Annotated in this window: 12 protein-coding genes and 1 rRNA gene; all 13 read right to left on the bottom strand. The window is 66.8% G+C overall.

Annotated elements, in window-relative coordinates:
* Window positions 1-195: 195 nt before the first annotated feature.
* The 13 genes from ACY466_RS10320 to argC all read right to left on the bottom strand — a co-directional run bounded on the left by ACY466_RS10320 (window position 196) and on the right by argC (window position 16,080).
* A 16S ribosomal RNA gene (locus ACY466_RS10320) occupies window positions 196-1,714 on the bottom strand.
* 527 nt (window positions 1,715-2,241) lie between these two features.
* Window positions 2,242-3,516 carry a tyrosine--tRNA ligase gene (gene tyrS / locus ACY466_RS10315; RefSeq protein WP_463252086.1) on the bottom strand — a complete coding sequence of 425 codons (1,275 nt, stop codon included), beginning with the start codon at window positions 3,514-3,516 and terminating at the stop codon, window positions 2,242-2,244.
* Window positions 3,517-3,550: 34 nt separating this feature from the next.
* Complete coding sequence (locus ACY466_RS10310) at window positions 3,551-4,189, bottom strand: DNA-3-methyladenine glycosylase (protein WP_463252085.1); 639 nt, start codon at window positions 4,187-4,189, stop codon at window positions 3,551-3,553.
* Window positions 4,186-4,404: a Trm112 family protein gene (locus ACY466_RS10305; protein WP_463252084.1), complete on the bottom strand. Its 219-nt coding sequence runs from the start codon at window positions 4,402-4,404 to the stop codon at window positions 4,186-4,188. Before ACY466_RS10305 ends, ACY466_RS10310 begins: the two co-directional genes overlap by 4 nt.
* Window positions 4,405-4,413: 9 nt before the next feature.
* Window positions 4,414-7,371, bottom strand: coding sequence for an AMP-binding protein (locus ACY466_RS10300; RefSeq protein ID WP_463252083.1), 2,958 nt, complete (start codon window positions 7,369-7,371; stop codon window positions 4,414-4,416).
* Between the two features lie 99 nt (window positions 7,372-7,470).
* On the bottom strand, window positions 7,471-8,910 hold the full coding sequence (gene argH / locus ACY466_RS10295; protein WP_463252082.1) for an argininosuccinate lyase: 1,440 nt from the start codon (window positions 8,908-8,910) through the stop codon (window positions 7,471-7,473).
* Window positions 8,907-10,133, bottom strand: a complete 1,227-nt coding sequence (locus tag ACY466_RS10290; protein WP_463252081.1) for an argininosuccinate synthase — start codon at window positions 10,131-10,133, stop codon at window positions 8,907-8,909. Before ACY466_RS10290 ends, argH begins: the two co-directional genes overlap by 4 nt.
* Before the next feature lie 67 nt (window positions 10,134-10,200).
* Window positions 10,201-10,722 carry an arginine repressor gene (locus ACY466_RS10285; protein ID WP_463252080.1) on the bottom strand — a complete coding sequence of 174 codons (522 nt, stop codon included), beginning with the start codon at window positions 10,720-10,722 and terminating at the stop codon, window positions 10,201-10,203.
* A complete protein-coding gene (gene argF, locus ACY466_RS10280) occupies window positions 10,719-11,672 on the bottom strand; it encodes an ornithine carbamoyltransferase (protein WP_463252079.1) in 954 nt (317 codons plus the stop codon). Before argF ends, ACY466_RS10285 begins: the two co-directional genes overlap by 4 nt.
* Entirely contained in the window at window positions 11,672-12,880 is a 1,209-nt protein-coding gene (locus tag ACY466_RS10275; RefSeq protein WP_463252078.1) for an acetylornithine transaminase, read from the bottom strand. Before ACY466_RS10275 ends, argF begins: the two co-directional genes overlap by 1 nt.
* A gap of 4 nt (window positions 12,881-12,884) precedes the next feature.
* A complete protein-coding gene (gene argB / locus ACY466_RS10270; RefSeq protein WP_463252077.1) occupies window positions 12,885-13,799 on the bottom strand; it encodes an acetylglutamate kinase in 915 nt (304 codons plus the stop codon).
* Entirely contained in the window at window positions 13,796-15,025 is a 1,230-nt protein-coding gene (gene argJ / locus ACY466_RS10265; protein ID WP_463252076.1) for a bifunctional glutamate N-acetyltransferase/amino-acid acetyltransferase ArgJ, read from the bottom strand. Before argJ ends, argB begins: the two co-directional genes overlap by 4 nt.
* Window positions 15,022-16,080: an N-acetyl-gamma-glutamyl-phosphate reductase gene (gene argC / locus ACY466_RS10260; protein WP_463252075.1), complete on the bottom strand. Its 1,059-nt coding sequence runs from the start codon at window positions 16,078-16,080 to the stop codon at window positions 15,022-15,024. Before argC ends, argJ begins: the two co-directional genes overlap by 4 nt.
* Window positions 16,081-16,088 lie beyond the last annotated feature (8 nt).

Below are 16,088 nucleotides of genomic sequence, written 5' to 3'. Positions count from 1 at the left end.
GCATCGATATAACCCGCTCTCCCACCGGCACACAGGCCGGCGGTCACACCCACCGAAGCGGATGCACGAGAACGAATTGGTTGTCAGTGTTCCACCCATGAGCGTCCACCCGACCCACGAACGGGGCCGGCATGGTCTCTGCACCGTTTCCCTCCCACCTGTGTGAGTGGTACTCCAGCGAGATGTGCTCCTTAGAAAGGAGGTGATCCAGCCGCACCTTCCGGTACGGCTACCTTGTTACGACTTCGTCCCAATCGCCGATCCCACCTTCGACGGCTCCCTCCCACAAGGGGTTAGGCCACCGGCTTCGGGTGTTACCGACTTTCATGACGTGACGGGCGGTGTGTACAAGGCCCGGGAACGTATTCACCGCAGCGTTGCTGATCTGCGATTACTAGCGACTCCGACTTCACGGGGTCGAGTTGCAGACCCCGATCCGAACTGAGACCGGCTTTAAGGGATTCGCTCCACCTCACGGTATCGCAGCCCTCTGTACCGGCCATTGTAGCATGTGTGAAGCCCTGGACATAAGGGGCATGATGACTTGACGTCGTCCCCACCTTCCTCCGAGTTGACCCCGGCAGTCTCTTACGAGTCCCCACCATCACGTGCTGGCAACATAAGACAAGGGTTGCGCTCGTTGCGGGACTTAACCCAACATCTCACGACACGAGCTGACGACAGCCATGCACCACCTGTACACCGACCACAAGGGGGGCCGTATCTCTACGGCTTTCCGGTGTATGTCAAACCCAGGTAAGGTTCTTCGCGTTGCATCGAATTAATCCACATGCTCCGCCGCTTGTGCGGGCCCCCGTCAATTCCTTTGAGTTTTAGCCTTGCGGCCGTACTCCCCAGGCGGGGCGCTTAATGCGTTAGCTACGGCACGGATCCCGTGGAAGGAAACCCACACCTAGCGCCCACCGTTTACGGCGTGGACTACCAGGGTATCTAATCCTGTTCGCTACCCACGCTTTCGCTCCTCAGCGTCAGTTATTTCCCAGAGACCCGCCTTCGCCACCGGTGTTCCTCCTGATATCTGCGCATTTCACCGCTACACCAGGAATTCCAGTCTCCCCTGAAATACTCAAGTCTGCCCGTATCGCCTGCACGCCAGCAGTTGAGCTGCTGGTTTTCACAGACGACGCGACAAACCGCCTACGAGCTCTTTACGCCCAGTAATTCCGGACAACGCTTGCACCCTACGTATTACCGCGGCTGCTGGCACGTAGTTGGCCGGTGCTTCTTCTGCAGGTACCGTCACTCACGCTTCGTCCCTGCTGAAAGAGGTTTACAACCCGAAGGCCGTCATCCCTCACGCGGCGTCGCTGCATCAGGCTTGCGCCCATTGTGCAATATTCCCCACTGCTGCCTCCCGTAGGAGTCTGGGCCGTGTCTCAGTCCCAGTGTGGCCGGTCGCCCTCTCAGGCCGGCTACCCGTCGTCGCCTTGGTAGGCCATTACCCCACCAACAAGCTGATAGGCCGCGGGCCCATCCTGCACCGATAAATCTTTCCACCACAGCACATGCATGCTGCAGTCATATCCGGTATTAGACCCAGTTTCCCGGGCTTATCCCGAAGTGCAGGGCAGATCACCCACGTGTTACTCACCCGTTCGCCACTCGTGTACCCCGAAGGGCCTTACCGTTCGACTTGCATGTGTTAAGCACGCCGCCAGCGTTCGTCCTGAGCCAGGATCAAACTCTCCGTTGAAGACTCATACCCACCACCACAGACCAGAACAGCCCGGGCGATGAATGAAAACTAGAGAGCCAAATCCAGCAATAAAACTCACGCCAGCAATACTCCATTGCTGACAAAAAAGAACCAGTTCCCCCTCGACGGGAAGAAGAGAAGAAACCAGCAAACCAAAAACAATTGGCACTGACATTCATCGACACACTGTTGAGTTCTCAAAGAACACGCACACACCATCACCACCCGCCGAAGCGAGCAAGATCCGGGGCTGGTTCGTTATTGTGTCGAGCAGTGACGTCCAACCTCGTGTCCCGGCGTTGATCTCCGGGTCGGTGTCCGTGTCGCTCTGACTCGAAGAAAGTTACGCCTCGGATAACAGCGCGTCAAATCCCCAGGTCGAGGCCGCGTCCGAGGGATGAACATGCAGGTCCTGGTGCACAGAACCGTTGCGATCCGCGATCGCGACCGTTCGGCGCCTCATGTGACTCGCGCCACCGGGCCGGCAATCGGTTCGACCCCGACGGACGCCTCCCCGGGACGACCTACTCGGCGGTCACGACTCGCGCCCCGGCGAAGTTCCGCTTCCCTCGACGAATCACCAGCCACGAACCGTGAAGCAGGTCCTCCGCCGAGAACGTCCACCCCTCATCGGCGATCTTCACGTTGTTCACCGATGCGCCGCCTTCCTTGACCGCGCGACGAGCGGCTCCCTTGCTCTCGCACAACCCGGTTTCGACCAGGAGGTCCACGATCGTGGACGCGCTCTGCGCGTGCACCTCGGCAACCGTCGTCTCCGACAGCGCGGCCGCCAACGTCGCTTCGTCCAGGTCTCGGATCTCGCCTCGTCCGAACAGGGCCGAGCTCGCGAGTTCCACCGCCGCGGTGTTGTCCGTGCCGTGGACCAGGTCGGTCATCTCCTTGGCCAGCCGCTTCTGCGCTTCACGCGCGTGCGGGCGCTCGGCGGTCGCCGTCTCGAGCTCCCCCAGTTCCTCGCGGTCCAGGAACGTGAACCACCGCAGGTACTTGACGACATCGGCGTCGGCCGTGTTCACGAAGTACTGGTACCAGGCGTACGGGGAGGTCATCGTCGGGTCGAGCCACAGACTTCCGCCGCCCGTCGACTTTCCGAACTTGGTCCCGTCGGCCGCGGTCACGAGTGGCACGGTCAGGCCGTGCACGGTCCGGCCGTCGACCCGACGATTCAGATCGACTCCTGCGACGATGTTTCCCCACTGATCCGAACCACCCACCTGCAGGCTGCAGTCGTAACGACGACGCAAGTGCAGGAAATCGTTGGCCTGCAGAAGCATGTAGCTGAACTCGGTGTAGGACATCCCGTCTGCTTCGAGCCGTCGCTTCACGGTGTCCCGCGCCAACATGACGTTCACCGAGAAGTGTTTGCCGAGATCACGCAAGAAATCCACCGCGGACAACTCGGCGGTCCAGTTCAGATTGTTCTCGACCACGGCCCCCGAGTCGGTGTCGTCGAAATCGACGAATCGCTCGAGTTGCCCCCGGATGCGCTCCGACCACTCCGCCACGACGTCCGCGGTGTTCATCGTCCGCTCCCCCACGTCCCGGGGATCGCCGATCATGCCCGTCGCGCCGCCGGCCATCACGATCGGTCGGTGGCCCGCGCGTTGAAAGCGCTTCAATGCCAACAACGGGACGAGGTGACCTGCGTGCAGACTCGGTCCCGTGGGGTCGAATCCGGCGTACACCGTGATCGGACCCGCCTCGGCCGCGCGCGCGAGCGCGTCCAGATCGGTCGACTGCGCGATGAGGCCACGCCAGGACAGTTCGTCGATGATGCTCACCGACCGATTGTCTCGCATACGCTGCAAACCGTCGTCACGGACTCCGTGTGGGCGCGGCGGCGCGGGGGCTGCGTCGATAGGCGGACACGGCGCGGGACCCCGGAAGCCAGAAGCGCCACGCACGATCGGCATCGGTGCTCACCCCCACTCGCGGCCCCGCCTCCACCGTGGACGCCCGGCCTCCGAGAGTCACCGTCACCGGCCCGCTGGCGTCGAAGACGTCGACGCCGTTGTGGTCCGAGGACAACCCCAGAGCACGGCCCAGATTGCCCGGGCCGCGGGCGAGATCACGGTCCGCACGAGCCGTGGACCGGCGACTCCGGCACGTCTCGACGCCCAGGATGACCTCGCCTGCACGCAGCAGGACAGCACCTGCGGTTCCGTCCGATCCACAGACCACGTTGGCGCACAGGTGCATTCCGTAACTGAGATAGACGTACAGGCGTCCCGCCGGACCGAACATCACCTCGTTACGGCGTGTGGGACCTCGGAACGAATGTGCAGCCGAATCGGGCCACGGTCCTGTGGCCGGCCCACCGTAGGCCTCCACCTCGACGATGCGCAGGGTGACTCCGCCGGCGGTGATCGTTCCTCCCAACAACGCGCGGGCAGCGGTCTCCGGGTCGGACAGTCGCTCGCTCACCGTTGTCGGCGCATCGTGTCGCGCGGTCACGCCTCGGTCGGCGACACCGCTCGCGACATGATCGATTCGTGCTCCGCCTCGTCGGCCTCGTGGGCGTCGTCGATCAGCAGAACGGGAATGCCGTTCTCGATCGGGTAGACCCGACGAAGCCGTGGGTTGTAGAGCGCTTCGTCCGGAACGAGCAGCAGGGGTCCTTTGTCTTCCGGGCACGCCAGAATGCTGTGCAACCGCGCATCGATCGTCATGTTGACAACCTACTGCCCGACGGCGAACTTCTCCGCAGCCACCGCTTTCGTCAGCCGTTTGTACTCTCCGCCCACCGACGCGCGATACCAGGACTTCGTTCCCGGTGCCGGCATGCCGGCAGAACGCAGGTCGTCCACCAGTGGTCGGAACGCACGCGAGATCGGTATGTCCGCCACGACGTGCACCACGTCCGGCCGCTGATTCTCGTCCAGCACTTCGAAAGCCTCGCTGATCGCCGCCGCAGTCACCCGCCGACCCGACCGTGCTGTGACCGCACAGACCGCGAACTGGGACCCGGCATCGCCCACGCCGTAGACGACCGCGACGTCGACGGCGTCGACCGTCGACACCGCGTCCACGATGGGCTGCACGAACACCGGGCCACCGGGTGTGGACACCACCGACCGTTTGTGGCCGAGCAGCCAGTAGTCGCCACCCGCGTCCCGCCGAAACAGCAATTCGGTCGGAACCCAGACGTCGCCTGCTCCGAACACCCCGCGCATGAACGTGCCGCCGGTCTCGTCCAGTCCGGGACGACCCAGAAGCATCCCGGGCTCGTCGTCTTCACACACCCGCACGAAACCGCGGCCGTCCTCGAGGTACTTGCCGGTGACGGGGTCGTACGCCGCCAGTTCCACCCGAGCACTGCCGGGGAGTGGGCGTCCTTTCGAACCGACCTTCGTGCCGGCGACGTTGGCCAGGATCACGTCCCCCTCGGTGGACGCGTAGAACTCGAGTACTCGAGCCGGCGACAGTCGGTCCAGGGTGCGCCGCCAGAGGTTCGTCGGCATCCCCGACCCGATGAGCAGGCGAATCGCGTGCAGACCGGGCTCGGGCAGATCCGGATGCTCCAGAATGTCGCGCATCATGGTCCAGGTGTAGGACACGACGGTGACGCCGTATCGACGCGCCTCGTCCGCGAAGCGCTCGGGTTCGAGCCCTCGGGACAGGGCGATCCGCGAACCACCCGCGAGCGCTCCGCCCACAGCAACCAGCAGACCAGCCGAATGGTGAAGCGGCGCAAGGCAGTACACGGTGTCGAGTCGGCCCAGATTGGCGGCGCCCGCCGTTCCGTAGGCGGACAGAGCCCACCGGTAGTTCGTGATGAACTTCGCGGACAATCCGTCGGCGTTCTCGCTGAACAGCACGAAGGCGAGTTCGCGGGCTCGACCCGGATTCGGGACGTACCAACCGGGCAACACCACCAGGGACGGGTCGATCGACTCGAGGTCGATCACTCGACCCGACGAATCCGGTGGCAGCGCTCGCGAATCACCGCCCCCCAGGACCCGGACGTCCAGACCGTAGCGATCCACGCCCTCGAGGTTGTCCGGATCGACCACGATCATCTCGACGCGTCCCAGTCGCAGTGCCTGCGTCAGATCGGACGACGGCTGGAGCATGACCGCCACGGCACCGATGCGTGACAGCGCCGTCACCGCCGCCAACGCACTCGGTCGCGTCTCCATCAGGACACCGATGTGCATCGCCGGTCGAACCCCGGTCGCGACCAGTCCGCGAACCACGTTGTCGATGCGCTCGTCCACTGCGGCATAGGAGTACACGCGATCGTCGAACACGAAGCATTCGCCGTCGCTCGCACGCTTGGCCTGCTCCGCCACGAGGTGGCCCATCGACACCTGCGAATGCGGTTGCAACTGACCCAGTCGCGCCAACCTCGGCAGTGTGCGGACCGCCTCCGACGAAATGGCTCGCGAACCCCGAACCGCACCCGCCGCGACCGAGGCGATTCCCTTGCCGACTCCGAGTCCGACCTCGGCGATGGACGCGGCCGTGTGGACCAGACGGTTTCCCACCGACACACCGGTGTCGGACGGCAGGTGCTCGTCGTAGGCCATCCGGAACACCTCGTCGGGCTGTCGTCCCCGACCTTCTCGCCACTCGATCCAGGCGCACACCCGAGGCCACGTCTGGGTGGCCGCCGTGCTGCCGACGACGAGCCCGAAGTGGCCGGCGCGCAGGTCCGATTCGTACACCTCGGCCCGGGGAGCTGCACGTCGAATACCACGCACGGCCAGGGGCTGACCGATGTCGTCGACCTCTCCGACGAACGCCAGGATCGGCATGGTCAACTCGGCCAGGGACACGACGCGTCCGCGTATGGAGAATCCCCCGGTGAGCATGCGGTTGTGCACGACGAACTGTGTCAACAATTCCGCGACGGCCGGGCCCGACCAGGCCACCCACCCGTCCATCGCCAGGAACCGACGTTGCGACTCCCGCGGGAGCAAGGATTCGCGATCGTGCAACTGCCGTACGAAGTCGATCCGGGACTTGACGGTTTTCGCGGGGTCCAGCAGCTGGAATCCGGTGCGCGCCATCCAGTCCGTCACCGCCAGTCGGGTGAACACGTGGTCGGCCAGGAACTCGGCACCTTTCGTGGCCACTCCGGCCGGGATGCCGAGCGGTAGCGCCGCCAGGGTGTCCACGGGGCTCCCGAAGGTGATGATGCTCGCGATGTCGCGCCCACCCCGATACGCCGCGGCCTGGTAGGCGAACATGCCGCCCTGCGAGTACCCGCCCAGATGCACGTCGCGTCCGGTGCGGGCGGCCACGATCTCGACGATCTCGCTGATGGCCACGATGTGGTCGGTCAGGGTGCGGTTCCAGCCACCCTCCTCGGTGGCCGGCGAACCGAAGTCCACCACCCAGGGATCCATCCCGGCGTCGTGCAGCAGGCCGACTCCACCGTTGTCGCGGGTGACGTCGTAGACGTTCGCGGACATCATCATCGGCGGGATGAGCACCACGGGCGGGCCCGACGGCGACGATCCGGGAAAGTAGCGCCGGAGCCGATACATCGAGTCCCGAGCCACCACGTCGAAGGGCGACGACATCGTGTCGGTCTCGAGACCGCCCAACCGGATGACCTCGAGCCCGTTCTGCGCGGTCGCCACGACCCGACGCAACGACGTGGTGACCGATGCACTGCCGATACCCAGCACGCGTTACTCCTGACCAGAACTCGCCGATGCCGGCGATGCGAGGACAGCGTCTCACACTCACCCGGACACGACCGTAGCCCTCGCGTCGAGGGACGAGATCTACGCCGTGAGCCAGGTCCGCAGCGCCGCGATGGTGTTCCGCACGCCGGCCGACTGCTCGACGACCCGCGCCGGGGCCGTTCCCCCGCGGCTGTCGCGGGATGCGATCGACCCGTCCACGGTGAGCACCTCGCGCACCGCCGGCGTCAACGCCGAATCGATCGCCGCGAACTGCTCGTCGCCGAGTTCGTCCAGGCCGATGCCGGCCGCCTCCGCCGTCCGCACGCAGTCACCCGCCACCTCGTGGGCGTGCCGGAACGGAACGCCCTGGCGCACGAGCCATTCGGCGATGTCCGTGGCGAGTGTGAAGCCGGCCGGCGCCAGATCTCGCAGTCGCGCGGTGTCGAACGTCAAGGTCTCGACGAGACCCGTGATGGCCGGGAGCAACATTTCCAATTGCAACACCGAGTCGAAGACGGGTTCCTTGTCCTCCTGCAGGTCCCGGTTGTACGCGAGGGGTTGGGCCTTCAGAGTCGCCAACAGCCCCGTCACGTTGCCGATCAGGCGTCCGGTCTTGCCTCGGGTCAGTTCGGCCACATCGGGATTCTTCTTCTGCGGCATGATCGAACTTCCCGTGGACCACGCGTCCGCGAGCGTCACGTAGCCGTACTCGGGAGTACTCCACGACACGATCTCCTCGGCGAGCCGAGACAGATCCACGGCGGTCATCGCGAGGACGAATGCGGCTTCCGCTGCGAAATCACGCGACGACGTGGCGTCGATGGAGTTCTCGGCCGACGCGTCGAACCCGAGCTCGGCAGCGATCTTCTCCGGGTCCAGGCCGAGTGACGACCCCGCCAGCGCACCGGACCCGTACGGCGAGACCGCAGCGCGCCGGTCGAAGTCGCGAAACCGCTCGACGTCGCGCAGCAACGGATGGACGTGCGCCAGGAGGTGATGCGCGAGCAGAACCGGTTGCGCCGCCTGCGAGTGTGTCTTGCCCGGCATGGCGTCGCGTGGGTGCGCGTCCGCTTGGTCGGTGAGGGCCACCGCGACGTCCAGGACCCCGGTCGAGACCCGCCGCACGGCGTCGCGCAACCACATGCGGAACAGCGTGGCCACCTGGTCGTTGCGCGAGCGTCCTGCGCGCAGTCGACCGCCGAGTTCCGGACCCACCCGTTCGATCAGTCCTCGTTCGAGCGCCCCGTGCACATCCTCGTCGGATTCGGCCGGACCGAACTCACCCGACGCCACGTCCTCACCGAGCCGGTCGAGGCCGTCGAGCATGGCCTCGAGGTCGGTGGCGGACAGCAGACCGGCCGAGTTCAGCACGCGCGCATGCGCTTTCGACGCACGCACGTCGTACGGCGCGAGAACCCAGTCGAAGTGTGTCGACTTGCTCAGAGCCGCCATCGCCTCTGCGGGTCCGGCCGCGAACCGGCCGCCCCACAGAGCCCCGGCGTTGGTGCCGTGCGACGAGCCGGCGGGTTCCGTCGTCACAGGTCCGACTGTCCCTGCGCGCCGACCGAACCGCGATCACGGCTCGCCGCGATCTTCGACGACAGCCCGTGCAGCTGCACGAAGCCCTTCGCCGCCGACTGGTCGAAGGTGTCGCCCGCGTCGTAGGTCGCGAGATTGAAGTCGTAGAGGGACTCGCCGGAGCGCCGACCGTTCACGACGATCGTGCCGGCGTGCAGGACGAGGCGGATCTCACCGGAGACGTGCTCCTGGGTGTGCTGGACGAACGTGTCGAGCGCGCCCTTGAGCGGCGAGAACCAGAGGCCGTCGTACACCAGCTCGGCCCACTTCTGGTCCGTGTGCCGCTTGTAGCGGCCGAGTTCGCGCTCGAGGGTGACGTGCTCGAGCTCCTCGTGGGCGCGGATGAGAATCATGGCGCCGGGAGCCTCGTAGACCTCGCGGCTCTTGATGCCCACCAACCGGTCCTCGACGACGTCGAGGCGACCCACGCCCTGCTTGCCGCCGCGAGTGTTGAGTTCCTGGATGGCTTCGAGAACGGACACCGGCCGACCGTCGATGGCCACGGGCCGGCCCTTGTCGAACGTGATGACCAGCTCGTCCGGGGCGGTGAAGTTCGCCGTCGGGTCTTCGGTGTACTCGTAGACGTCCTTGGTGGGCGCATTCCAGAGATCCTCGAGGAAGCCCGTCTCGACCGCGCGGCCCCACACGTTCTGATCGATCGAGAAGGGCGACTTCTTGGTCACGTTGATCGGAATGTCGTTCTCCTCCGCGAAGGCGATGGCCTTCTCGCGGGTCCAGGCGTAGTCGCGCACCGGGGCCAGCACCTCGAGCTCGGGAGCCAACGTGTTGAAGCCGACCTCGAACCGCACCTGATCGTTGCCCTTGCCGGTGCAACCGTGCGCCACGACGGTGCCGCCGTGGGCGCGCGCGTTGTCGACGAGGTGCTTGACGATCAGCGGACGGCTGATCGCGGAGAGCACCGGATAGCGATCCATGTACAGGGCGTTCGACTGAATCGTGGGCAGGCAGTACTCGTCGGCGAACTCGTTGCGAGCGTCGACGACGACGGCCTCCACCGCGCCGCAGTCGATGGCTCGCTGACGGATGGCCTCCATGTCCTCGCCGCCCTGGCCGAGGTCGATCGCGACCGCGACGACCTCCTTCCCGGTCTCGCGGCCGATCCAGCTGATGGCGACGGAAGTGTCGAGGCCACCGGAGTAGGCGAGGATGACGCGTTCGGCCATGAGGTATGTGCTCCTTCGTTGTCTGCGTTACGGATTTGTGTTCGTGGTGCGAAACGGCGATGCCGAATCAGCGAGCGAGTTCCTCGATGCGATCGGCCAGATCTCGACCGGTCAGCGGTTCTCGGGCTATGACGAAGATGGTGTCATCCCCGGCAACCGTTCCCACAATTTCGGGCAGCGCCGCTCGGTCCAGCGCACTGGCGAGATAGTGGGCCGCGCCGGGTGGCGTGCGCAACACCGCGAAGTTGGCGCTGGCATCGGTGGAGACCAGCAGATCCGCGAGCAGGCGCGAGAGCCGATCGGTACCGCCGGCCACGCCACGGACCGGACTGCCGTCCTCGGGCACCACGTAGACGCCGGCCCCGCCGTCCGCCGCGCGCAGCTTGACGGCCCCGAGTTCGTCGAGGTCGCGCGACAGTGTCGCCTGCGTCGCCTCGATACCCTCCGCGGCCAGCAGAGCCTGCAGCTCGGGCTGACTGCGCACGGGTCGGGCCGACAGCAGGGCCACGATGCGCGCCTGACGCCCGGCTCGGGTCGACGCCGTGACGGGCCCACGATCGGACCGGACCGCGGCATCGTCGGCGGTCACGGTCGGACCGAGTTCGTCCGGCTCGCAGTCGCCTTCTCGAGCAGCCAGACGAGAACCGCCTTCTGGGCGTGCAGACGATTCTCCGCCTCGTCCCACACCACGCTCCGAGGGCCGTCGAGCACACCGTCGGAGATCTCCTCGCCCCGATGGGCGGGGAGGCAGTGCAGCACGAGCGCCTCGCCGTCGGCACGTCCGAGGAGGTCCTCGTTCACCTGGAACGGCCGCAGCGGCCCGACGCGATCGAGGCCGTCGTTCTCCTGCCCCATCGAGGTCCAGGTGTCGGTGACCAACACGTCGGCCCCGGTCGCCGCGGCCACCGGATCGTTCGTGACGGTCACCGTTGCGCCGGTCAGTTCGGCGCGTGCGTGCGCTGCCTGCAGCACCGCGGGTGCGGGAACGAAGCCCTCGGGCGCGGCGACGGTGACGTCGATCCCGGCGGTGACGCCGCCGAGCATCAGTGAATGTGCCATGTTGTTGGCACCGTCTCCGAAGTACGTCAACCGCAGTCCCCGCAGGGAGCCCTTGCGCTCCGCGAGGGTCTGCAGATCGGCGAGGACCTGGCACGGGTGGAAGTCGTCGGACAACGCGTTCACGATGGGAACGGTGGCGCCGGTTGCCATCTGCTCGAATCGCTTCTGACCGAAGGTTCGCCAGACGATGGCGTCGACGTACCGCGAGAGCACCCGGCCGGTGTCCTGCAGCGTCTCCTCGCGGCCGAGCTGCGTACTGCGCCCGTCGACCACCACGGCGTGACCACCGAGCTGGGCGATACCCATCTCGAAGGAGAATCGCGTACGGGTGGAGTTCTTCTCGAAGATGACCCCGACCCCACGCGGTCCTTCGAGCGGACGCTCCGAGAACGGCTGCTTCTTCAGTTCGGCTGCGAGCGCCAGGATTTCGGCCTGCTCGTCGGGGGTCAGGTCGTCGTCACGCAGAAAGTGCCGCAGCATCAGTGATCTGCCTTCCGGTGGGTTGCGGTGTCCAGGATCGCGGGGAGCGCGTCGACGAAGCTCGAGGCCTGATCCTCGGAGAGAATCAACGGCGGCGCGAGCCGGACGACACCCGGTTGGGCCGCGTTGACCAGGAAGCCCGCGTGTCGTGCGGCGAGTTCCACGTCGGCCGCGACCGGTTCGGTGAGCACGATGCCCAGCAGGAGCCCGGCCCCGCGGACGTGGTCGATCGCCGGGTGATCGAGCGCCTCGATGTCGTTGCGCCAGGTCTTGCCGAGCCGGTCGACGTGCGAGAGAAGGTCGGACTCCGCCAGGGTGCGGAGCACGGCGAGCGCGGCGGCGGTGCTGATCGGATTGCCGCCGAACGTGGTTCCGTGTTTGCCCGGCTGCAGCAGGCTCGCCGCAGGGCCGATCCCGATGCAGGCGCCGAGGGGAAGTCCACCGCCCAGCCCCTTGGCCAGGGTGATCACGTCGGGGACGACTCCGAAGCGTTGGTGGGCGTAGAACCATCCGGTCCGGCCGATGCCCGTCTGGACCTCGTCGAGCACCAGGAGCGCACCCCGCCGAGCGGTGATCTCACGCGCCGCCGTCAGGTAGTCCTCCGGCGGGACGACGACGCCGCCCTCCCCCATGATGGGTTCCAGGAACACCGCGGCGGTGTTCTCGTCCACCGCGTCCGCCAGCGCCTCGATGTCGCCGTACGGCACGTGTGTCACTCCGGCGGGCATCGGCTCGAACGGAGTGCGCTTGTCGCGCTGGCCGGTCAGCGCGAGGGCGCCCATGGTCCGCCCGTGGAACGATCCCTCGGCCGCCACGATGTTCGGCCGGCCCGTCAGTCGAGCGATCTTGAAGGCCGCCTCGTTCGCCTCGGCGCCGGAGTTGCAGAAGAAGACCCTGGCGTCCACGCCCGTACCGAGCTGCTCGAGCAGTCGCTCGGCGAGTTCCACCGACGGGGTGTTGACGTAGAGGTTGGACGTGTGGCCCAGACGACCGACCTGAGCGGTCACGGCCTCGACCACCGCCGGATGCGCGTGTCCCAGAATGTTGGTCGCGATGCCGGCGAGGAGGTCGAGGTACTCCTTGCCGTCGGCGTCCGTCACCACGGCTCCGCGACCTTCCACCAGCGCCACGCGGGGGACACCGTAGTTGTTCATGAGCGCGCCGGAGAAACGCTGCTGCATGTCCTCGGTACTCGTCGAATCAGCCATCTCGTCAACCCCTTTCGTGGTGTGTTGGTGTCGTGCGCGGATGCGTCGCCGACGTCACCATGGTTCCGATTCCCTCGCCGGTGAAGAGCTCCAGCAGAACGGAGTGCTCGAGCCGACCGTCGATGACGTGCGCGCTCGGTACCCCGCCGCGGACCGCGCGCAGGCAGGCCTCCATCTTGGGCACCATTCCGGCGTCCAGGCGCGGCAGCAGTTCCTCGAGGTCCGACGCGGCGATCTCGGACACCAGGGACCCTCGGTCGGGCCAGCGCGTGTAGAGCCCCTCGACGTCGGTGAGGATCACGAGCTTCTCCGCCCCCAGGGCCTCCGCCAAGGCGGCGGCCGCGGTGTCGGCGTTGATGTTGTGGACCACGCCGTCGGCGTCGGGGGCGATGGTCGAGACCACCGGTATGCGGCCGGCGCCCACGAGATCGTTCACCGCGCTCGGATCGACCGTCGTCACGTCGCCGACCAGGCCGATGTCGGTGTCCTCACCGTCGACGAGCACGGTACGGCGAGTGGCGGTGAACAGATGAGCGTCCTCCCCCGAGATCCCCACCGCATACGGTCCGTGGGCATTGATCAGACCGACGAGCTCTCGCCCCACCTGGCCGAACAGAACCATCCGGACGACGTCCATGACCTCGGGGGTGGTGACCCGGAAGCCACCGCGGAACTCGCCCGTGAGTCCGAGCCGGCCCAGCATCGCCGTGATCTGGGGTCCGCCGCCGTGCACCACGATCGGGTGGACACCGACTGCACGCAGGAACGCCATGTCGGCGGCGAACGCCCGCTTGAGTCCGTCGTCGATCATCGCGTTGCCGCCGTACTTCACCACGACGGTCTTTCCGGCCCACTGTTGCAGCCATGGCAGAGCTGCGGCGAGCACGCGGGCGGTGTCGGCGGCGGGCAGATCGCTCACGAGGAGTACGCCGAGTTCTCTTCGACGTAGGCATGCGAGAGATCGGTCGTGCGGATCGTCGCCTCGTGGTCGCCGGCGCCGAGGTGGATGGACACGTCGATGTCGACCATCGACAGATCCACCTCGCGTGCGCCGGGTGCGCCCATCCCGTCGACGCACACCGCCTGTCCGTTGAAGGAGACCGTGATGTGGTCCGGGTCCAGTTCCACGGGAGCGATTCCCACCGCGGCGAGGACGCGGCCCCAGTTGGGATCGGATCCGAACAGCGCCGTCTTCACCAGGGAGTCACGGGCGACGGTACGCGCGGCGATCAGAGCGTCGTGCTCCGAGGCCGCGCCTGCGACGGTGACCCGGACCCGTTTGGTCACACCCTCGGCGTCGGCCATCAACTGGTCCGCGAGGTCGTCGCACACGGCATGGAGCGCGGCGTTCAGTTCCGCCTGCGTGGCCTCGACGCCGCTGGCTCCGGACGAGAGCAACAGCACGGTGTCGTTGGTGGAGGTGGCGCCATCGACATCGAGCCGGTCGAAGGTCGACGCGGTCGCCGACCGCAGGGCGAGGTCGAGTTGTTCCGCGGTGGCCACCGCGTCGGTGGTGATCACGCAGAGCATCGTCGCCAGCGACGGGGCGAGCATTCCGGCGCCCTTGGCCATCCCGCCGACGTTCCAGCCATTCTGGTGATGGATGGCGGCCTGTTTGGGGACGGTGTCGGTGGTCATGATGGCGTACGCCGCGTCGGTTCCACCGGAGATGCCACCGGCCAACTCGTGCACCGCCGTCGTGACACCGGCCAGAACCTTGTCCATGGGAAGCCGATCACCGATGAGGCCCGTGGAGCACACCGCGATCTCGGCCGCGCCGGTCTCGGTGCCCCAGTTGCTCAGGGTGTGCGCGACGTGTTCGGCGGTGCGGTGAGTGTCCTGGAACCCCGGCGCTCCCGTGCAGGCGTTGGCGCCACCAGAGTTCAGGACCACGGCGCGCAGCGCGCCGGAGCGCAGCACTTGCTGAGACCACAGCACGGGTGCGGCCTTGACCTTGTTCACGGTGAAGACACCGGCCGCAGCGAGATCCGGGCCCTCGTTGAACACCAGAGCGAGGTCCGGTCCGCCCTTCGCCTTGATCGACGCCTCGATGCCGGCCGCGCGGAATCCGGCGGCCGACGTGACGCCCTGGTGACGGACGAGAACGCCCGCCGGCGCCTGATCGGTGTCGTTCGGCGTCGTCATGGTGCCACTCCTACCGTCGAGAGCCCGTCGGTCTCGGGAAGACCGAGGGCGAGGTTCATCGATTGCACGGCGCCACCCGCCGTGCCCTTGGTCAGGTTGTCGATGACGGAGGTCACCACCAGCATTCCGGCGTCCGCGTCCACCTCCACCTGAAGGTGAACGGCGTTCGATCCGAGAACCGACCCGGTCTGCGGCTGGTGTCCGCGCGGAAGCAGATGCAGGAAAGGCTCGTCCGCGCAGTACTTCTCGTACACCGCCCGTGCCGTCTCCTCGGTCGCGGTGGTGCGCGCCGAGCAGGTGGCGAGGATCCCTCGCGGCATCGGGGCGAGAACGGGCGTGAACGACACGGTGACCTCGGACCCGGCAATGGCAGAGAGGTTCTGCCGGATCTCCGGGGTGTGCCGGTGCGCGCCGGCGACGCCGTAGGCGCGGACCGAACCCATCACCTCGGACCCGAGGAGGTTGGCCTTCGGAGCTCGTCCCGCGCCGGAGCTCCCGCTCACCGCGACGACGGTCACGTACGGCTCGACGAGGTGCGCGTCGAGTGCCGGGGCCATGGCCAGGGTCGCCGCCGTGGGATAGCAGCCGGGGACGGCGATGCGCGTCGCTCCCGCGAGAATGTTGCGGGCACCCGGCAGTTCGGGAAGTCCGTAGGGCCAGTGCCCGGCGTACTCTCCGCCGTACCAGCGGTCCCATGCGGACGCGTCGGTCAACCGGAAGTCCGCGCCGCAGTCGATGACCACCGTGTCCGCCGACAGGGCCGCAGCAATTGCGCCTGAATTACCGTGCGGGAGGCCCAGAAAGACGACGTCGTGGCCCGACAGCTGCTCCACCGTCGTCTCGGTGAGGACGCGACCGGACAGTGGCACCAGATGCGGGTGGTGTTCACCGAGAGTCGACCCCGCGTTGCCGCCTGCGGTGAGCGCACCGATCCGCAGCCGTCCCGCGACGTGCGCGGGGTGCGCGAGAAGTAGGCGCAGGATCTCGCCGCCGGCGTACCCGCTGGCCCCGGCGACGGCCACCGACAGGGCATCGGGTGAGGTTGCTGAATCCATACGATGAT

This window comes from Rhodococcus sp. K11/5 (assembly GCF_055193735.1).
Note: the sequence above shows the minus strand (reverse complement) of the source record. Positions and strands in the feature narration are given on the sequence as shown.